General features: G+C 52.8%; 13 protein-coding genes and 3 pseudogenes. 6 read left to right on the top strand and 10 right to left on the bottom strand.

Features of this window, described 5'->3' with window-relative positions:
- Positions 1 to 190, top strand: a pseudogene (locus tag IR141_RS09750) (IS1595 family transposase); the annotation flags it as partial.
- 593 nt (positions 191 to 783) lie between these two features.
- On the opposite strand, the gene IR141_RS09745 reads toward IR141_RS09750, so the two are convergent.
- On the bottom strand, positions 784 to 2,847 hold the full coding sequence (locus tag IR141_RS09745) for a right-handed parallel beta-helix repeat-containing protein (protein WP_135036597.1): 2,064 nt from the start codon (positions 2,845 to 2,847) through the stop codon (positions 784 to 786).
- Positions 2,848 to 3,231: 384 nt separating this feature from the next.
- Between IR141_RS09745 and rfaQ the strand changes: the two genes are divergently transcribed.
- Positions 3,232 to 4,302 carry a putative lipopolysaccharide heptosyltransferase III gene (gene rfaQ, locus IR141_RS09740; protein ID WP_135036594.1) on the top strand — a complete coding sequence of 357 codons (1,071 nt, stop codon included), beginning with the start codon at positions 3,232 to 3,234 and terminating at the stop codon, positions 4,300 to 4,302.
- A gap of 48 nt (positions 4,303 to 4,350) precedes the next feature.
- Here rfaQ and IR141_RS09735 read toward each other — a convergent pair whose 3' ends face one another.
- Together IR141_RS09735 and IR141_RS09730 are read right to left on the bottom strand one after the other, a co-directional pair.
- The gene (locus tag IR141_RS09735) at positions 4,351 to 4,530 is read right to left on the bottom strand and encodes a hypothetical protein (protein WP_135036591.1); all 180 of its coding nucleotides are present in this window, start codon (positions 4,528 to 4,530) and stop codon (positions 4,351 to 4,353) included.
- 481 nt (positions 4,531 to 5,011) lie between these two features.
- Entirely contained in the window at positions 5,012 to 5,527 is a 516-nt protein-coding gene (locus IR141_RS09730; RefSeq protein WP_135036588.1) for a cytochrome c, read from the bottom strand.
- 339 nt (positions 5,528 to 5,866) lie between these two features.
- Between IR141_RS09730 and IR141_RS09725 the strand changes: the two genes are divergently transcribed.
- The gene (locus tag IR141_RS09725) at positions 5,867 to 7,129 is read left to right on the top strand and encodes an NRAMP family divalent metal transporter (protein WP_135036585.1); all 1,263 of its coding nucleotides are present in this window, start codon (positions 5,867 to 5,869) and stop codon (positions 7,127 to 7,129) included.
- 149 nt (positions 7,130 to 7,278) lie between these two features.
- Here the strand turns inward: IR141_RS09725 and IR141_RS09720 are convergent, their stop codons facing one another.
- The 6 genes from IR141_RS09720 to rpmH form a co-directional block, all read right to left on the bottom strand.
- Complete coding sequence (locus IR141_RS09720) at positions 7,279 to 8,025, bottom strand: class I SAM-dependent methyltransferase (RefSeq protein WP_135036582.1); 747 nt, start codon at positions 8,023 to 8,025, stop codon at positions 7,279 to 7,281.
- A 770-nt stretch (positions 8,026 to 8,795) separates the two neighbouring features.
- Complete coding sequence (gene gyrB / locus IR141_RS09715) at positions 8,796 to 11,186, bottom strand: DNA topoisomerase (ATP-hydrolyzing) subunit B (protein ID WP_135036579.1); 2,391 nt, start codon at positions 11,184 to 11,186, stop codon at positions 8,796 to 8,798.
- A 186-nt stretch (positions 11,187 to 11,372) separates the two neighbouring features.
- Positions 11,373 to 13,031: a membrane protein insertase YidC gene (yidC, locus tag IR141_RS09710; protein WP_135036576.1), complete on the bottom strand. Its 1,659-nt coding sequence runs from the start codon at positions 13,029 to 13,031 to the stop codon at positions 11,373 to 11,375.
- A gap of 248 nt (positions 13,032 to 13,279) precedes the next feature.
- A complete protein-coding gene (gene yidD / locus IR141_RS09705; RefSeq protein WP_209304419.1) occupies positions 13,280 to 13,492 on the bottom strand; it encodes a membrane protein insertion efficiency factor YidD in 213 nt (70 codons plus the stop codon).
- Positions 13,492 to 13,833, bottom strand: coding sequence for a ribonuclease P protein component (gene rnpA / locus IR141_RS09700; RefSeq protein WP_135036570.1), 342 nt, complete (start codon positions 13,831 to 13,833; stop codon positions 13,492 to 13,494). The genes yidD and rnpA overlap by 1 nt, the downstream gene beginning before the upstream one ends.
- A 2-nt stretch (positions 13,834 to 13,835) precedes the next feature.
- Positions 13,836 to 13,970, bottom strand: coding sequence for a 50S ribosomal protein L34 (rpmH, locus tag IR141_RS09695; RefSeq protein WP_135036567.1), 135 nt, complete (start codon positions 13,968 to 13,970; stop codon positions 13,836 to 13,838).
- 396 nt (positions 13,971 to 14,366) lie between these two features.
- Between rpmH and dnaA the strand changes: the two genes are divergently transcribed.
- The 3 genes and pseudogenes from dnaA (at position 14,367) to IR141_RS09680 (ending at position 18,210) form a co-directional block, all read left to right on the top strand.
- The gene (gene dnaA / locus IR141_RS09690; RefSeq protein ID WP_135036564.1) at positions 14,367 to 15,890 is read left to right on the top strand and encodes a chromosomal replication initiator protein DnaA; all 1,524 of its coding nucleotides are present in this window, start codon (positions 14,367 to 14,369) and stop codon (positions 15,888 to 15,890) included.
- A 19-nt stretch (positions 15,891 to 15,909) separates the two neighbouring features.
- Positions 15,910 to 17,013 carry a DNA polymerase III subunit beta gene (gene dnaN / locus IR141_RS09685; RefSeq protein WP_135036561.1) on the top strand — a complete coding sequence of 368 codons (1,104 nt, stop codon included), beginning with the start codon at positions 15,910 to 15,912 and terminating at the stop codon, positions 17,011 to 17,013.
- Positions 17,014 to 17,600: 587 nt separating this feature from the next.
- Positions 17,601 to 18,210, top strand: a pseudogene (locus IR141_RS09680) (IS1595 family transposase).
- A 757-nt stretch (positions 18,211 to 18,967) separates the two neighbouring features.
- Here the strand turns inward: IR141_RS09680 and IR141_RS14025 are convergent.
- Positions 18,968 to 19,089 (bottom strand): annotated as a pseudogene (locus IR141_RS14025) (ATP-binding protein); the annotation flags it as partial.

Here is a 19,089-nt window from a genome sequence, read left to right as displayed (position 1 = left end):
GTTTGCCGACCGACACAACCATATCAACGGCATTGAGAATTTTTGGAATCAGGCGAAACGTGTCTTGCGCAAATACAACGGAATCGACCGAAAATCTTTTCCTCTGTTCTTGAAAGAATGTGAGTTTCGTTTTAACTTCGGGACACCAAAGCAGCAGTTAAAAACTTTGCGGCTTTGGTGTGGTGTTTAGGGCTAATCTACTTCAGCCCCTTTGTTAAACCACCCAAGCGGCCGGCTGTCTGTAGTGCCTGCGGTTTGATGCCGGGTATCGAGAATAAAGCGAATCTGCTATGGCGTAGAATATGTGCTTCAGACGGCCTGATTGGGGTTCCGTCAAGTGCCGCCGGCCGGTTGTTTTGCAGCTAAATTGCTTTTGAAACAAAAAGACAGCTAAAACAAGTTTGGTTATAAGGGGCGGAACATTTTCTATGGCTGCCACGGTTTGGGCAGAAGCTCCGGCTCTTATAGGCCGTCTGAAACCGCAGCAGTAAGTTTCAAGTTGTTTTTGATTGTTTGAAATCGGGCGGTTTCCGGTATCGACATAGCGAACCCACTTGCGAATCATAACAGCGTTGGTTTGCTTGGCACCCGCTGCGGTTTGCTGTTTTATATTTATTTGGGCGGATTGGCTTTATCGGCCCGTCTGAAAGGTTTTTCAGACGGCCTGTAGTTTCCCGATACCGGACAGCAGGCACTACAGACAGCCGGCCGCTTGGATGGTTTAACAAAAGCGCTCTCTCACGCTCGGGGTGCGGGGCTGCAGCAAAAATAAAGCGGGCTCCGCTATAGCACGGCGGCTGCCTGATCTTCCTGAAGCATCGCGCCGCCTGTTTGTGCCGATACGGCATAACTTTGGTCGGCGGTATTGGCCGGTGCGGTTTCGGATGTGTCGATACCCAGTTTGCCCAAATTTACCGGTCGGGCAGTGTCTAACAATTCGGTGCCGCCGGTTTGCGGTGTGTTTGCGCTGCGTATGGCTGCATTGGTATGGACAACGATGTTTTCGGTGGCGGCCCGGCTGATGGTGGTGGTGCCTATATCTGCAAAGGCACTTTCATCGGACTCGGCTTCAATGGGAAATGCCCTGGCTGACAGGGTTACTTTTTTGAGGGCTGCGATTGATGCGGGGGTAGCGCCGTTGTTGCCCGCTATACCGGCTGCTTCGCTGTGAATATTGGAAATAACGCGCAAGGTGTTGATTTGCTCTGTTTTCAGCCAGTCGCCGTTTTCAAAGGCTTTGGATGAGTCGGTATCGAAAGTATTGTCTGCAATGGTGAGCTTGCCTTTATAGCTCTTGCTGGTGCCGGTTGCACGGATAACCGGTTGTGAGGGCTGCCCGCCGCTTACGTTGAATGCGTTATTGGTTACTGACACGGTGGCGGCGTTGCTTTCAATGGTTACGGCTTTGGTGGCGCCTTCGGTTTGATCTATTTTCAGGGTGTTGTTGTTAACGACAACGCTGCCGTTGAGGCGGTCGGTATTCTGTTTTTCCTCGATATAAATCGGTGCGGCAGTTGTTTTTTTTACCGACATGTTATTGCCGATAATGCGGATATTTCCGCTTCCGGGACCGGCTTCCACGGCTGCGGTATGGGAGTTGTCTGATTTGCCGAATATGCTGATGAGGTTGTCGGCCGAAGAGCCGGCTAGTTTGTTATTGGAAATATTTAATGTGTAGCTGACATCTTTTTCATTGTTGCGGGCCTCGATGGCGCGGGTGATGCCCAAGCCGTCAGTGAGGTTGTTAATGGTATTGTTGCTGATGTTGAACACACCGGCTTTGGGGTTGATGAATTTTTGCCAGTCTTGGCCTTTGTTTTCTAATTTGATGCCCCGGTAGCCGATATAGTCGCTGCCGGCATTGGGAATACCGGTGTTGTCGTCTCTGGTGAGGCGGAAAGAAGGGTCTTGTGTGATGGTGTTGTTTTGGATGGTAACTTTATCCATGCTGAACTGACGGTTTTCTACGGAGATGCCATACATACGGTCGCCGTTTAATGTGTTGTTTTTGATAACGATATTATTGCCGTCGTGTGAATCTATGCCTTTGCGGTAGTTGTGGTTGGTGGTGTTGCCGGTGATGGTGGCCCTGTTGTTGTAGCTGCCGGCCATCAGTGAAATACCGTAGCCTGTGCCGCCGTCTTTTTCATGGCCGTTCCATGCAAAGGTGTTGTTTTCAGCGGTGAAATTTTTTTGAAATGCTACCATCACGCCGGAAACGCGGTTGTGGTGCAGGTTGCTGTCGATAATTTTATTATTGTCGCCGGTGGGCAGTTGCGCAGCAGTGATTTTGCCGTTTGTCAGGTTGTCTTTTGCACCGCTGGATATGGCGCTGGTCGAGGTAAACAATACGCCGGCACGGTTGGCACCGGATACTTCTACTCTGCTGATCAGGGTATGGTCGGCATCGTTGACGACAATGCCGCTGATTTTGCCGAAGTAGCTTTGTCCGGTGCGGTAAAAATCGGTGGCGGCAGTGTGTTTGTATTGCACGGAAAGGTCGGAAACAAATTTACCGTTTTGCCCGTTAATCCAAATGCCGGCTTTTTCCGGTTCGGTAGCATTGCTGTTGGGATTATGCACGCCGGTTTGTTTGTGTGTGAACAGGATTTTGGTTTTACCCATGCCGTCGCCGAAAATGCCGGTTACGTTTCTTGTGGCAGCGTTGATTTCGATGGCTCCGCTGATGGTGATGGTGCCGGTTAAATATAGTGCCGCTTTTTCTTTGTGGGCGGCGGCCAATGCGGCTTTAACCGCATCGTTATAGGTGTTGGTTGCGGTTTTGAAGTGGCGGATATCAATGTATTTTCCATGCTTCGCGTGTGTTCGCACAACATAATTTGCCATAAATGGTTATCTCCTGATTAAATAGGTGATTGATGCCAAAGGTATATTAAAGCGGGAAAGTATATGGGGTTTTCACACGCTGAAAAAGGGGGCGTTCGGCATGGTTGCCGGCAACACCGGCTTTTGTAATATTTATTTTGATATTTTTAACAAAATTAACCTGCAAAAATAGAGAAGATTTTTTTGTTTTTCTAAAAATTTTAAGCAATAGCTTAACGGCATATCAAAATATGCCTCATGGTTGGTAAAGTTGTTGCGGTTGTCGGTCTGAATGTTATTTTTAGTTAAATTTTTATTTTTAAAACGCACGTCCAATATGATTCGGAATTTCTATTTAGAATAGGCCGCATCCGATCGGAGAGGCCGTCTGAAAGCTTTCTTGCGATGATGCCGACTAAGCCGGAACGTATCCTGATTATCAAATTGCGCCACCACGGCGATGTGTTATTAACCACGCCGGTGGCCGACCGCATCAAACAGGCTTATCCCGATTGCGCCATCGATATGCTGGTGTATCGGGAAACCGCCGATATTTTGCGCGACAACCGCCAAATCAACCGTATTCTCACCATCGACCGGCAATGGAAGAAGCTGGGTTTGCGCCAACGGCTGGCATGTGAGCGGGCGTTGTGGGGCAGCTTGAAAGCACAGCGTTATGATTGGGTGTTCAATCTTTCCGACCAATGGCGTGCGGCAGCAGTGGCCAAGTTGTGCGGCAAACGCAGCGGCAGTTTGCGCTACAGCAAGCGCGACAATGTGTTATGGCGGTTTTGCCACAGCGTGTTGAGCGAAGATTTAAAACACGAACACCATATTGTCGAACACCATCTTGCCGTGCTCCGTCCGTTGCAGCTGGCCGGCGGCTATTGCCCGCGTGTGCGTATGGAAATTGCTCCCGACACGCGCCGCAGTTTGCAGGGCAAGCTGCAGAACCGGGGCTGGCAGGGCGAACCTTATGTGTTGGCGCACCCGGGGTCGCGCTGGGCGTTTAAGTGCTGGGAAAACGATAAAACCGCCCAATTGCTGCAACGTTTGCTCGAGAGCGGCCGCCATTTGGTGCTGACTGCTGCGCCCGACAGCGGCGAGCAGGCTATGCTGGCAGACATCGCCGGCCGTCTGAAAGCACCAAAGGGCATGCATATATGGATTTTGTCGGGCTGCCTGAATCTGCGCGAGCTGGCGGCGGCAATCGATGGTGCCGGGCTGTTTATCGGTGTGGATTCGGTGCCCATGCACATGGCGGCCGCGTTGGACAAGCCCCAGGTGGCGCTGTTCGGCCCGAGCTGGGTGAGCCGTTGGCGGCCTTATTCGGCGCGTGCCGAAGTGGTGTGGGCGGGCGATTTCGGCAGCTTGCCCCACCCCGACAGCATTAACAGCAATGATACCGCCCGCCTGCTGTGCGCGATTCCGGTTGATGCCGTGTGGCAGGCGGTGCAGAAACAGTTGGCAGGGTGAGATGCCGGCAGAGACCGCCCGGGCAGGGGGGGGGCGGCAAAAATATTTTCAGGCCGTCTGAAGCCGTTTCAGACGGCCTGTGTCATTGCCCGAACCCTTGTAACCAAAACCGCGCCAAACTTGCAAACATTGGTTTTGGGCGATAACTGCCTTTTTCAAAATGATGCAGGCGGGGCATTGCAAAAATACTCTCAGGCCGTCTGAAAGGCCGGCAATGAGTATTTCCACAATACTGTGATTCCCGCGCAGGTGGGGGGGATGGAAACTTGAAGTGTCGGTTAAAAAGTGCCCACATGCCGAACATTTGGATTTCCGTTTATGCGGAAATGGCGGCAAATAAACTTCTTGCGGTGTTTTGCATTTTACAAAGATTTCAGGTGGAGAAACCCTGGCCTTTACAATCTTTCAGGCCGTCTGAAAGCCGTTGCAGACGGCCTGAGGTATCGGGAAAAGCCGTGCTACCGGTATTTTTGCTGCCCGGCGGCTTCTGCCAAAACGGTGCTTGGGCGGTTGTTGCGTATGCCCCGGCACCGCACGGCTTGGCGGTGCATTCCGGTATTTGCGGCAACTTTCAAAAAATCAAAACAGGTATTCGGGCGGAAAACGGGCAGCATAAGCAACGTTGCGGTTTGCTGCATTTCAGGCCGTCTGAAAACAAAAAACCTGTTTGGGCATATCAAACAGGTTTCGGCATAACGGCGCGGCAGGGTCAGTCTGCGCGGAAAGTGTCGTGGCAGGCTTTGCAGCTTCGGCCTACCTCGCCGAACGGTTTTTTGACATCATCCAGTTTGCCGGAAGCGGCGGCGGTTTTCAACGCAGCAGCGGCAGTGGTGAATGTTTCAACGGCCTGTTTGAATTCATCGGGTTTGCTCCACACTTCGGGTTTGGCTTCCGATTCTTCGTTGGCACTTTCGGGGGTGTAGTGCTCCCACGGTTTGTCGGCATTGGTGGCGAGGCTGTCGGCTGCGGCCTGGAAGGCGGCGGCATCATACGGGGTTTCGCCTTTTACCATTTTGCCCATGGTGCCGACATCTTCTTTAAATGATTTCATCAGCTTTTCGCGCTCTTTCACAGCTTCTTCGGGGCCGGATGCGGAGCCGGAAGCGGCTGCCTGGGCTGTTTCGGGTGCCGGTGCGGCGGGAGCGGCGCTGCTGTTTTGTCCGCCGCAGGCGGCCAACAGGGAAAGGGCGGCGAGGGTGCCGAGGGTAAGCACGGTTTTTTTCATGGTTGTGTCCTTGGAGTAGTTTATGGTTATTACGGCCTTGCGGCCGCTGTTTTGCGGATAGGGTAAACCCGCTTCATTTCCGTTGCGGCGGCGCGCTTTGCCTACTGCTTGCTGCTGCCCGATACCGAAAATGAAGCACGCCCGCTGTGGCGGATGCACGGGTTTCGGTGTCGGAAAAGCTGGTTCATTATACGGCAGGCCGTCTGAAAGTTTGACCGGTTTTATTCAGGCGGCCGAATCGGCATCTTAAACATGATATTGCCTGCCAAAAAGCATTCAATTGCGTATAATCGCGTATATTTACAGATGTTTACATCAAAACAGTGAAAGGTTTGACCTATGAAAGAGCAAACGGTAAACGGCTGTCTGCATTGGCGCGGGCGGTTGCGGGCGATGGGCCCGGGCATCATGATGGCTTCGGCGGCGGTGGGCGGCTCGCACATTATCGCCTCCACCCAAGCCGGCGCACTCTACGGTTGGCAGCTGGCGTTGATTATTGTGCTGGCCAATCTGTTTAAATACCCGTTTTTCCGTTTCGGCCCGCAATACACGCTCGAAACGGGCAAGAGCCTGCTCGAAGGTTATGCCGAAAAAAGCCGCGTGTATTTATGGGTGTTTTTTGTGCTGAACCTGTGTGCCACGGTGATTAACACGGCAGCGGTGAGTATGTTGTGTGCCGCGATTCTGAGCTTTGTGCTGCCGGGCGAATGGTCGATGAACGCACTTTCGGCTGCGGTGTTGGCCTCTGCCGTGCTGCTGTTGCTGGTGGGGCCTTACCGCACGGTGGACGGTATGTCGAAAATCATTATGGTCAGCCTTACCCTCACTACGGTGGCGGCGGTGGCGGTGGCCGCCGGCAAAGGTGCGCAGATGCAGCCGGGCTTTATCGAGCCCAGCCCGTGGAATCTCGGCGCGCTGGCGTTTATCGTGGCACTGATGGGTTGGATGCCGGCACCGATCGAGATTTCGGCCATCAACTCGATGTGGGTATCCGCCAAGCGCAAGCTGGAAAAAGTAAGCTATGAAGACGGCCTGTTCGATTTCAACGTGGGCTACATCAGCACCGCCGTTTTGGCGGTGGTGTTTCTCGCTTTGGGCGCGCTGGTGCAATACGGCACGGGAACCGAAGTGAAAATGGCAGGCGGAGCCTATATCGGCCAATTGATTGATATGTATGCGCAAACCATCGGCGAATGGTCGCGCTGGCTGGTGGCGTTTATTGCGTTTGCCTGTATGTACGGCACCACGATTACGGTGATTGACGGCTATTCGCGCACCAATATGGAATCGCTGCGGCTGATTTTGCGCCATCCGCAAAGAGAGCGCAGCAACCGCATCTTGGCCGTGTGGATTATTTTTGCCGCCGCTTCCGGCTTGTGTGTGATGCTGTTTTTCAAAGGCGCGGTATTGGCGATGCTGAAGTTTGCAATGATTGCTTCGTTTGTGAGCACGCCGGTTTTTGCTTATTTAAACCTGGCACTGGTGCGCAAGGGCAAACACAGGCTGCAACCGTGGCTGATGTGGCTGGCCTGGATCGGTTTATTGTATTTAAGCGGCTTTACGGTGTTGTTTTTGCTCAATCAAAGCGGGATGATTGCTTAGGCGTGCCGTCAGAAGGTTTGTAAAGCGGATTTTTGGAAAAAATCCGCAGATAACAAAAGCGCGGCAAGATTGGACATCTTGCGCGCATTTTTTAAGCAGATGCAGACCTTACCAAAAATACTGCCGCAACGCTTGCCGGCGGATATGCCCTAAACGGGTGGCAGCGGCAGATAAACATCAAACCGCGTGCTTTTGCCCGTGTATTGATAGGCGGGCGGCTGGTGGTTGAGAAATTCCCCCAGGCGCGGACGTTTGACGACAATGCGCTTTTTTGCGGTGGCGCGGGCGGCAGCAAGCAGCGCCCCTTCGTTTTGCGCCGCGCCCACCAGGCTGTGAAAATAAGCCATTTCTTTTTTGACGGCGGCGGTTTTGCGGCTTTCGGGATACATCGGGTCGAGATAAACCACATCGGGGCGGCCTTCGGCGGCGGCCAGTTGGGGCAGCAGCGTGCAGGTATCGCCGAAATGCAGGGTGATGCGTTTGGCAACGGCGGCAGTCTCGGGGCATTCGAGCGCACGGCGCAGGCCGTCTGAAAGCAGGGCGGCAACGGCGGAGTTTTGCTCGAACACATACACGCGCAGCCCCAGCGAAGCCAATACGAAAGCATCACGCCCCAAGCCGCCGGTGCCGTCCCAAACGGTGGGGGCGGCGGTGTGGTTTACCGCTTTGGCAATCAGTTCGCTGCCGCCTTTGGTACGGCGGTATTGCGCCGCCCCGCCGGCGAAGTCTGCCCGCACACGCCCTTTTTCGCCTGCGCGGCACAACGAAAGGCCGCCTGAATCGGCCAGCAGATATTCGCCCTGCCGGGGTTGGCGGCTGCATACGGTTAAGCCGAAGCGGCCGATCAGGCTGAGTGCGGCTTCGGCGGCGGTTTCGGTGGAGTAAACGGGAATCATGGTGTTTCAGACGGCCTGAGAGATGGGTTTGCTGTGTGTCATAAGGGTCAAAAGGAAGCAGGATAAAAGAGCGGTTTGTACGGCAGGATACTGTAGGGAATCTGCTTCGTCTGCGCGGGGTGTTGCGCCTTGCCATGATAGTGGATTTCTTTTATTTCTGTGTGGCGGCGTTGCTGCACTTCGGCTCGAAGAAAACGATGTGCAGGCCGCCCGAGCCAACAGAGCCGGTTTCGGATTGTCTGTTTGATGGGTACTGCCGGCGGTTGGCTGCCTTGTGCTGGGAACTTAAGGTGAATACACTGTATCACTAATCTGTTTCCCAATCATGCGGTGCCGGCCTGCTTTGTGGTGTTGCGTGTATTACTGCCGCCCGCCGCCTTGAATCCGCTTCATTTCCGCCACAGGATGCTGCACCATATTGCCTCGCCTTGCTGTTTTGTATCCAAAATGAAGCGGTTTCATGGTGATGCGGCGGATTGAGCTATACAGGTTCTGCAAAGGCTCAGGCCGTCTGAAAGCGCGGGCAGGGCCGGTTTGCGTTTTCAGACGGCCTGAGCCTTTGCAGAACCTTCAAAAAACACGGCAAGAAATATCTGCCGTTATTTTTATGCGGGCAGGAATCCAAACGCTTGGCACTGCTATGGGTTAAGGCAATGCTTCAATAGGTTCATTCGGATTCCGGCCGGTGCGCAAACGATGGAATTGCTGTTTTTCAGACGGCATGAAGCTGTTTTTGCAAAGGCTGAGGCCGCTTACTTTGCCGAAGGCGGTTAAGCATCGATATTCTGCGCAATCAGGGCGTTGTTTTCGATAAACGCCCGGCGCGGTTCGACTTCGTCTCCCATCAGGGTAACAAACACTTCATCGGCGGCGATAGCGTCTTCGATGCGCACTTTCAGCAGGCGGCGCACGGCGGGATCCATAGTGGTTTCCCAAAGCTGCTCGGGGTTCATCTCGCCCAAGCCTTTATAGCGTTGGATGCTCATGCCTTTTTGTGCATTTTGCAGCAGAATCTCGAGAGCGTCTTCAAAGCTGTTGATACCGTATTCGTTGTCGCCTTTATACAGTTTGGCGTTTTTGCCCACCAGGCCGTTGAGCTGCGCGGCGGCCTGGCTGAGGGTTTGGTAGGACTTGCCGTTTAAAAACTTCGGCTCGATATAGCTCACTGCCACATTGCCGTGCAGTTTGCGGGTGATTTTGATGAAGTGGCTGCCTTCGCTGCCTTCAAACCGCTCCAGCGCCACTTCTTTTTCGTCAAGCAGCGGCATCAGCGCGGCGATGGCGGCATCGGCAGCGGCGGCATCGGACAAACTCACGGGCCCGGCATACAGCATGGCGTGCAGCACCGAATCGTCAATCATACGGCTTTCCTGCGCGATGGCGGTTTTGGCCAGCATAAACTGCCTGGCGGCCTGCTCGAGCTCGGTGCCTTCGATGGTGCGGCCGTCTGAAACGATTTTGGCTTTGTCTAAGGCCAAACCCAAGAGCCATTGGTCTTTTTCAAACTCGTCTTTCAGATAACGCTCCTGCTTGCCGTGTTTGGCTTTGTAAAGCGGCGGCTGGGCGATATAGACATAGCCGCGCTCGATCAGCTCGGGCATCTGGCGGTAGAAAAAGGTGAGCAGCAGGGTGCGGATATGGGCGCCGTCCACATCGGCATCGGTCATGATGATGATGCGGTGGTAGCGCAGCTTTTCAGGGTTGAACTCTTCTTTGCCGATGCCTGCGCCCAGCGCGGTAATCAGGGTGGCGACTTCCTGGCTGGCGAGCATTTTTTCGAAGCGGGCTTTTTCCACGTTGAGGATTTTGCCTTTCAGGGGCAGAATCGCTTGGAATTTGCGGTCGCGCCCCTGTTTGGCCGAGCCGCCGGCCGAATCGCCCTCAACGAGGTAAAGCTCGGATAGGGCAGGGTCTTTCTCTTGGCAGTCGGCCAGTTTGCCCGGCAGGCCCAAGCCGTCCATCACGCCTTTGCGGCGGGTGATTTCGCGGGCTTTGCGGGCGGCTTCGCGGGCACGGGCGGCATCAACGATTTTGCCGCAGATGGTTTTGGCTTCGGCGGGGTTTTCTTCGAGAAAGTCGGTCAGCGCCCGGCCGATCACTTCGTTTACCACGGGGCCGATTTCGCCGGAAACCAGTTTGTCTTTGGTCTGCGAAGAGAATTTGGGGTCGGGCAGTTTGACGGAAAGCACGCAGGTCAAGCCTTCGCGCATATCATCGCCGCCGGTGTCCACTTTGGCTTTTTTGGCGATTTCGTTGGCTTCGATGTAGTGGTTGATGGTGCGCGTCATCACTTGGCGCAGGGCGGTGAGATGGGTGCCGCCGTCGCGCTGGGGGATGTTGTTGGTGAAGCACTGCACCGATTCTTGGTAGCTGTCGTTCCACTGCATTGCCACTTCCACGCCCATGCCGTCTTTTTCGCCGCCGGCGTAAAACACTTTTTCGTGCAGCGGGGTTTTCTTGCGGTTCATGTATTGCACGAAGCCGGCCACGCCGCCGGCAAAGGCGAAGTCTTCCTCTTTACCGTCACGCATATCGGTGAGTTTGATGCCCACGCCGTTGTTGAGAAACGAGAGTTCGCGGATGCGTTTGGCGAGAATGTCGAAATGGTATTCGATATTGCCGAAGGTTTCTTCGCCGGCCATAAATTGAACCCTGGTGCCGGTTTTGCCTTCGGGCGCACCGCCCACCACTTTCAGCGGCTCAACGGCGGCGCCGCGCCTGAATTCGACAAAATGCTCTTTACCGTCGCGCCAGATGGTGAGGCGCAGCCAGTCGGAGAGGGCGTTTACCACCGATACGCCCACGCCGTGCAGGCCGCCGGAGATTTTGTAGCTGTTGTTGTCGAATTTGCCGCCGGCATGGAGAATGGTCATAATCACTTCGGCGGCAGAGCGGCCTTCTTTGGGGTGGATGCCGGTGGGAATGCCGCGGCCGTTGTCTTCGATGGTGATGGAATTGTCGGCGTTAATGGCAACGGTGATTTGGTTGCAGTGGCCGGCCAGTGCTTCATCGATGGCATTGTCGAGCACTTCGAAAACCATGTGGTGCAGGCCGGAACCGTCCTGCGTATCGCCGATATACATGCCGGGGCGTTTGCGCACGGCATCCAAGCCTTCGAGCACCTGTATGCTCTCGGCACCGTATTCTTCTTGATTGCTCATAGGGTGTTTCCTGCTGATTGGAATGGGGCAGGCCGTTTGAAAAGCGGGTGTCCAAACGGCAAAACAATGGGCGCATTATACCTGATTGCGTAAGCGTTTTCAGCGGTTTCGCAGGCCGGGAGGAAAAAGGAAAAGGCCGTCTGAAATCTGTTTCAGACGGCCTCGGTTTATGCATTTGGCGGTGTTTTATTTGCCGGCATCCAATATTTCACCCGCTTTGCGCTGCTGCTCGATTTTGCGGTTGATATACCACTGCTGCGCGATGGTGAGAATATTGTTTACCACCCAGTAAAGCACCAGGCCGGCGGGAAAGAAGAAAAACATCACCGAGAAAATCATGGGCATGATTTTCATCATTTTGGCCTGCATCGGGTCGGTGGGCGGCGGGTTTAAATAGGTTTGGGCAAACATGGTGGCAGCCATGATAACCGGCAGGATAAACCACGGGTCGGGGCGGCTCAGGTCGGTAATCCAGCCCAGCCACGGTGCCTGGCGCAGTTCCACCGAAGAGAAAATCGCCCAATACAAACCGATAAACACCGGAATTTGCAGCAGCATCGGCAGGCAGCCGCCGAGCGGGTTGATTTTTTCGTCTTTATACATCTGCATCATAGCCTGCTGCATGGCCATGCGGTCATCGCCGTATTTCTCTTTCAACGCCTGCAGGCGCGGGGCAACGGCGCGCATTTTTGCCATCGAGCGGTAAGAGGCGTTGGTGAGCGGGTAGAGAACGGCTTTCACAATAATGGTGAGCAGCACGATGGCCCAGCCCCAGTTGCCGACAAAGTCGTGCAGTTTGTTGAGCAGCCAAAACAGCGGTGAGGCGAAGATGTGTACTTTGCCGTAGTCTTTTGCAAGTTGCAGATTGTCGGCCACTTTGCTGATCACGCTGGTGGTTTGCGGGCCGGCATATAAATCGATGCCTGCACCGAGCTTGCCGCCCGCAGGCACGGCGGCCAAGGGCACGCGTACGGCGGCGGAATAGAGGGTGTCGCTGCGGCGTTTCAAATCGATTTGGCAGGCACCGGCGGCGCAGACGGTTTGGCCGTCTTTGGGCTGCAGAATCCAGGTGGCCATGAAGTAGTGCTGAATCATGCCCAGCCAGCCGCTGTCGGTTTTGCGCACATATTCGGCTTGGTCTTTGCCGGAATGGTAGTCATCGTCCAAATCGCCGAACGGCACTTTTTCAAACTCGCCGGCAGGGGTGTAAACCACCGGGCCGGCATAGGTTTGGTTGAAATAACCTTCGCCTTCGGGCTTGCTGCTGTCGCGCAGCAGGCGGTAAACGGCATCAAGCTTCACCGGCGCGCCGCCCGAGTTGGTTACATCGTAACGCATATTGATGACGTAGCTGCCTTGGGTGAAGGTATAGACTTTGTCGATTTTCAAACCGGCAGTTTCCGGCGCGCTCAGGCGCACTTCGGCTTTATCTCCGTTGAGGGTGTATTGTTTCTGCGCGGCGGTGAAGGTGAGGCCTTTCAACACGTTTTGGCCGTCTGAATTCAATAATTCGGATTGGGCGATATAGGTGTGAGCTTTGCTGTCGTTAAACAGCACGAAATCTTTGCTTTCATCGCTGCTGGCGTTGTATTTCAACAGGGTCAGGCCGCGCAGGTTGCCGGTTTTTTCATCGATAACGGCTTTAACCGTGTCGGTGGTTACGGTAACCGGCACGGTGGGCGTGAGTGCGGCAGCAGGGCCTGTCTGCTGCGCGGCGCTTTGCTGTGCGGTTTGTGCAGCCTGTTGTCGGGCCGGGTCGGGTTTGGGCGTGGGGAAAATCTGCTCCCAGCCAAACAGAATCGCCGCAGCCACGGCGAAAAAAACCATTAATCGTTTGAAGTCCATAGAATCTTCCTGGTGATACTTGTAGGGTGGGGCAAAAAAACTGCCGCCGCAGCCCGTACATCAGCCCGTTTGCCGCAGCGGCCCGGGAAAGCAGACGGTCTGTCGGGCCGTAATGCCCGGCGGCAGTTTCAGACGGCTTTGTTTTCAGACGGCATTATATAGAACAGTATGCGGGTGGTGGAAAAATATGCCGGCTTCGGCAGGCCGTCTGAAATGCGTTGGTGTTTGCGGGGCGTATAAAACAGGTGCTAAGGCACGGGATCGCAGCCGCTGCCGCCCCACGGATGACAGCGGGCGATACGTTTGAGTGCCAGACAGCCGCCTTTGAGCGCACCGTGTTTTTTCACTGCCTCCAAGGCATATTGCGAGCAGGTGGGCGTGAAACGGCAGCGGGGCGGAATCAGCGGGCTGACGGCGTATTGGTAAAACCGTATCAGCCACAGCAGCAGTTTGGCGGCCATCAGGATATTCTGCGCATCAGTTGTGCCAGCTGCAGGCGGGCTTCGGCGGCGGTTTCACGGTTGAAAGGGCGGCGTATGCGCACGACAAAGTCGTTGGGCGGCAATGTTTCTTTATGGCAGCGGAACCATTCGCGCACCACCCGTTTCATATAGTTGCGCGCATGCGCGCGTTTGGCGGTTTTTTTGCTGACCACCAAGCCCAAACGGGCGTGGTTCAAACCGTTGCCGGTCAGGTAGAAAATCTGTATGAGTGCCGAACCCTGCTGTTTTTTAAACGCAAAAACGGATGAAAAGTCATCCGTTTTCAGCAGGCGGTAACGTTTGGCGAAGCCCCGGCTCAAAATTATACGCTCAAACGCTTGCGGCCTTTGGCGCGGCGTGCAGCCAAAACGGCACGGCCGCCGCGGGTTTTGGAGCGGACCAGAAAACCGTGGGTGCGTTTGCGTTTGGTTACTGAGGGTTGGTAAGTGCGTTTCATGTCTGTTTCCTAAGTGGCAGAAAATCAAACTGCGGATTACACCTTAAATTTAGGGTTTTGTCAATTAATAAAACAGCTTGTGCAAACGGTTGCCCGCTTTGCGTTGTGCGCCGGCTGCCGTTTGGCTGCGGCTGTTTCAGACGGCCGGTCGTGCTGTTGCGAACCATGTTTGAGAGTGTTCTTTGACTGCTGCTGCCGATGGCGGTTGTGGATAATTTTCGGTATAATCTTCCGAATCTTTGCAATGATGCAACAGGCCGTCTGAAAAACAACGGCCTACTGTTTTTAATCTGTTGATTGGAAAGTGTTCTGTTTGCGGCTCTGTGCGGTGCAGCATCAGCGGGGCACTTTCACATTATTTATTTTGTATAAAAACGCTATAATCAGGCACCTGATATGACGCTTGCAGAATTTTGGCCGCAATGTTTGCGCCGCCTATATGACACCTTGCCGGTGCAGCAGTTTCAAACCTGGATTGCGCCGCTAACCGTAGGCGAAGAAAGCGGCATATGGGTGGTGTATGGAAAAAATCAATTTGCCGTCAATATGTTGAAAAACAGTTTTGCTGCGGCCATTGAAACTGTCCGTGCCGAACTGGCGCCCGAGATGCCGGTGTTACTGTATAAAACCGGCAAGGGGCAGGCTTATACGATGGCGCAAAACCTTTCAGACGGCCAAAGCGGAGAAAAAAGGCCGTCTGAAACAGAAGCGGCGGCCGGAAAAGCTGCGCCGGGAAAAAGCGCGCGCGATATTGTGGCAGAGCGCATCAGGCAGTTGCCGCCCAACGGCACGCAGTCCAAATCCGTTGAAGCGGAAGCCAAACCTAAAGAAGTCCAACCTAAAAAAGAGGCAGCAGACAGCCGGCCGCCGGCCCGTTCCGAGAGGGGGGCGCAACACGGCCAAACCAATCTGTCTGCCGACTATACGTTTGACACGCTGGTAGAAGGCAAAGGCAACCGTATTGCCGCTGCGGCCGCCCAGTCGATAGCCGAGAATCCGGGGCAGGGCTACAACCCGTTTTTTCTTTATGGCAGCACGGGCTTGGGGAAAACCCACCTGGTGCAGGCCATCGGTCATGAATTGCTGAAAAACAGACCCGATGCCAAGGTGCGCTATATGCACTCCGATGATTATGTGCGCAGTTTTATGAATGCCGTGCGTACCAACAGCTACGATGTATTCAAGCAACAATACAAGCAGTACGACCTGCTGATTATCGATGACATTCAGTTCATCAAGGGTAAAGACCGGACGATGGAAGAATTCTTCTATCTTTACAATCACTTCCACAATAAGAAAAAGCAGTTGATTTTAACCTGCGATGTGTTGCCCACCCAGATAGAAGATATGGACGCGCGCCTGAAATCGCGTTTTTCATGGGGTTTGACCTTGGAGCTGGAGCCGCCTGAGTTGGAAATGCGTGTGGCGATTTTACAGAAAAAAGCCGAAGCCGCAGGCGTGGCCCTCAATGAAGATGCCGCTTTTTTTATCGCTAATTTAATCAGATCAAACGTGCGCGAACTCGAAGGCGCATTCAACCGCGTGAGCGCCAGCAGCCGTTTTTTAAAAAAGCCGATCGACATTGATTTGGCGCGCAATGCCCTGCAAGATATCGTGGCCAGCTCGTACAAAGTGATCACTGCCGATCTGATTATCGATGCCACAGCAAAATATTACCGCATAAAAATCAGCGATATATTGGGAAAAAAACGTACCCGCAACATTGCCCGTCCGCGCCAGGTGGCAATGAGTCTGACCAAAGAGCTCACCAACCTGAGCCTGCCCAATATCGGCGATGCGTTCGGCGGGCGCGACCACACCACGGTGATGCACGGCGTGAAAGCTGTGGCCAAACTGCTCGAAGAAGACGCCGAATTGGCCCAAGATTACGAAAAACTGTTGATTATTATCCAAAACTAAAAGCCTGAAGGGATAAACCATGTTGATTTTACAAGCCGAACGCGATGCTTTGCTCAAGCCGCTGCAAGCAGTAACCGGCATTGTTGAACGCCGCCATACGCTGCCGATTCTGTCGAACGTATTGCTCGAAAACACACACGGGCAAACCAATATTTTGGCAACCGATTTAGAGATCCAGATTAACACCTCCGGCCCCCACAGCGAGGCCGAAGATTTCCGCGTAACCACCAATGCCAAAAAACTGCAGGATATTCTGCGTGCACTGCCCGAAGGTTCGCTGGTGGCACTGGATTGGGCGCAAAACCGCCTCACCCTTAAAGCCGGCAAATCCCGTTTCGCCTTGCAAACCCTGCCTGCCGAAGATTTCCCTCTGATGAGTGTGGGAGAAGATGTGAGTGTCGCATTCTCACTGCCGCAGGAAGCTTTCAAAAGTATGCTCTCGCAAGTGCAATACAGCATGGCTGTGCAAGATATCCGCTATTACCTCAACGGTCTGCTGATGCAGGTGGAGGGCAGCCAGCTGCGCCTCGTTGCCACCGATGGCCACCGCTTGGCTTATTCCTGTATCACTATCGATGCCGATCTGCCCAAAGCCGAGGTGATTCTGCCGCGCAAAACCGTGCTGGAACTCTTCAAACTGTTGAACCATCCCGCCGAGCCGATTACCGTGGAGCTGCTGAATAATCAGGTGCGCTTCCGCTGCAATGATACCGTTATCGTGAGCAAAGTGGTGGACGGCAAGTTTCCCGATTTCAACCGAGTGATTCCGCTGGACAACGACAAAATCTTTCTAGTGGGCCGTATTCAACTGCTCGGTGCGCTGGAGCGTGCTGCCATTTTAGCCAACGAAAAATTCCGCGGTGCCCGCCTGCTGCTACGTCCCGGCCTGCTGAGCGTGGTGTGCAGCAACAACGAACAGGAGGAGGCGCGTGAGGAATTGGAAATTGCTTATCAGGGCGGGGAGTTGGAGGTGGGCTTCAATATCGGTTATCTGATGGATGTATTACGTAACGTCCATGCCGATGATATGCAGCTGGCGTTCGGCGATGCCAACCGATCAACGCTGTTTACCATTCCGGATAACCCTAATTTCAAATATATCGTGATGCCGATGCGTATTTGAGCAATTTCAACCTCAAACCGCCTTAAGGTATTTTGCAAAGATAACACTTTGAAATTTAAGTGCACTTTAAGTATTTTTGTATGCTGTTGTTTTGCATAGATTAGATATTTAAGTGCCGCATTTTGCGCAGAGATGTATCGATTTAAAGTGGGCTTTGCTTGACTTTCCAGCAAAATCCAATTTGTTATTTTATGTTGGTTTTGCACGGGTTTGTAGCGTTCGGAATCAAACTTTTCACCTTTTCTGTAAAGGTAAAAAAGCGATAACGGCTAATTTGCGCACGATAGCAGCAAGTACAATCATCAACGGCTTGTTTTTTGGCTTTCAGAGGTTTTATGAGTGTGGAGAAATAGTCGCACCTTATTAATAGTCGTACCTTATTAAATGCTGCGCTGCCATGGCAGGCATGAAGAGGGTAGATCGGAACAGCTTGTTTCTGTATTGGGTTGGTTTTGCCTCTAGCGTATTTACCTAATTCTTTGCTTGAGGGTTTAAGCCGGCTAGCGAAGCAAATTGGTTTGCGTTTTTGAATTTTCCGCTTATTTTTAGGGACTGACGTAGATTGGCAGTTATGCCAAGCTACGAAAATGCAGATAACCAATTGCAACTTAAGCAAGAGAGTTCAAAAGAAACTGCTTGAATTTTTTGTACTCCAAGTTACTACCCGTTTCGCTGCTGATATTTTGAGCATTCAGCCTAACTCCGCTATTCTGCTCTACCGCAAAATCCGCCAACTCATCAGCCGTCATTTAACACTGCTGCCGATGAAATTTTAGCCGGATAAAAGCTGTTCCGGCGGTCACCACAAAGGCAGACGCGGACGCGGGTGCAGCAGGGAAAGTGGCTTTTTTCGGCATTCTGAAACGGCACAATCAGATTGATACGGTTGTAGCCGGTGATGCCGAATCTGAGACATTAGTGCCTGTAGTCAAAAAGAAAATCATGCTGGACAATATCGTTTGCACGGATAGCCTGAGCATTCGTGGCAAGCTGGGTGTAAGCGGTTTTACCCACCACCGCATCAACCATTCCAAAGCGTTTGCCGACTGCCAAAACCATATCAACGGCATTGAAAATTTTTGGAATCAGGCACAGCGAGTCTTGCGCAAATATAACGTTATTGACCGAAAATCCTTCCCACTGTTCTTGAAAGAATGTGAATTTTGGTTTAACTTCGGCACACCGTTAGGCAGCTAAAGATCCTATCTTTATTTTAAAGATAGTTTGTGAATATAGCGGCAGCCAGGCTGCTGGCAGCGGGAATGGTTTTTAGGCCGTCTGAAAAGGTTTTGAATTTCAGCCGCTGCTTGATGGTGTTCAGTTTATTTTGAACGATGCGGATTTGTTCGGAAAGATACTTGATTTGCTCCGAATGAATCTTGCTTGATCAAATAGTCTTTGGCGGTTTTCAGGTGGTTCTTTTCGGATGTTTTTGGGTTTTGGGCTTTCGTATAGTGCCAATACGCGCTTTAGCCTGTAATGAAAAACCAATACGGTATTTCTAATCGACAGGTTTTTGTCTAAGGCGGTATGGCAGTATTGGGCTATCAGCTTGGCATCTTGTTTGTTTTGGTTCGCTGGAATCGGCTTTTGTTGTATTTACTGATTTTGTAAGGGTTGATAACAGGCACTTTGTAATAGCAGCCGATATAGTTGGCAACATCTTCAAAGTAGTTTCCTGTGTCTTCCATGAAAATATGCAAATCATCAAAGCCGAAGCTATCCAACCATGCTTTCAGGTTTTCAAAGCCTTTGCCATTGTTGTGAAATCGCGCATTTTTCGGCAGCCGTTAATGATTGCGGCGGCATCAAAGGTATCTTGCGATATATCTAATCCCACAGCGTTTCTCATAATTTCACTTACGATTCAAAAACTGATCACTTTAAAACCGGAACCGGCAGTTTGGTTGTAACCATCCCACGGGGGGTAAATCTCCTTTATCACAGGTGCAATGCCTATCTTCTTTTTGTCCTTCAAACGGTAACTCTCTCCACTTATCCGAACAACATGACAATGGCGGAGTAATCTGTCCGACATGGCGGCAGTCAAAGCCGTATCGTTGGCAAAAGCCCCGG

The organism is Neisseria sp. 19428wB4_WF04 (assembly GCF_015235335.1).
GTDB classification, from domain to species: Bacteria; Pseudomonadota; Gammaproteobacteria; order Burkholderiales; family Neisseriaceae; genus Neisseria; species Neisseria musculi.
This window is presented reverse-complemented; position numbering and strand designations above follow the sequence as displayed.

What these genes read in the sequence shown, in the direction of transcription:
- IR141_RS09745 (WP_135036597.1), bottom strand. Translation starts at nt 2,847, where the DNA reads ATGGCAAATTATGTTGTGCGAACACACGCGAAGCATGGAAAATACATT.
- rfaQ (WP_135036594.1), top strand. Translation starts at nt 3,232, where the DNA reads ATGATGCCGACTAAGCCGGAACGTATCCTGATTATCAAATTGCGCCAC.
- IR141_RS09730 (WP_135036588.1), bottom strand. Translation starts at nt 5,527, where the DNA reads ATGAAAAAAACCGTGCTTACCCTCGGCACCCTCGCCGCCCTTTCCCTG.
- IR141_RS09725 (WP_135036585.1), top strand. Translation starts at nt 5,867, where the DNA reads ATGAAAGAGCAAACGGTAAACGGCTGTCTGCATTGGCGCGGGCGGTTG.
- IR141_RS09720 (WP_135036582.1), bottom strand. Translation starts at nt 8,025, where the DNA reads ATGATTCCCGTTTACTCCACCGAAACCGCCGCCGAAGCCGCACTCAGC.
- gyrB (WP_135036579.1), bottom strand. Translation starts at nt 11,186, where the DNA reads ATGAGCAATCAAGAAGAATACGGTGCCGAGAGCATACAGGTGCTCGAA.
- yidC (WP_135036576.1), bottom strand. Translation starts at nt 13,031, where the DNA reads ATGGACTTCAAACGATTAATGGTTTTTTTCGCCGTGGCTGCGGCGATT.
- yidD (WP_209304419.1), bottom strand. Translation starts at nt 13,492, where the DNA reads ATGGCCGCCAAACTGCTGCTGTGGCTGATACGGTTTTACCAATACGCC.
- rpmH (WP_135036567.1), bottom strand. Translation starts at nt 13,970, where the DNA reads ATGAAACGCACTTACCAACCCTCAGTAACCAAACGCAAACGCACCCAC.
- dnaA (WP_135036564.1), top strand. Translation starts at nt 14,367, where the DNA reads ATGACGCTTGCAGAATTTTGGCCGCAATGTTTGCGCCGCCTATATGAC.
- dnaN (WP_135036561.1), top strand. Translation starts at nt 15,910, where the DNA reads ATGTTGATTTTACAAGCCGAACGCGATGCTTTGCTCAAGCCGCTGCAA.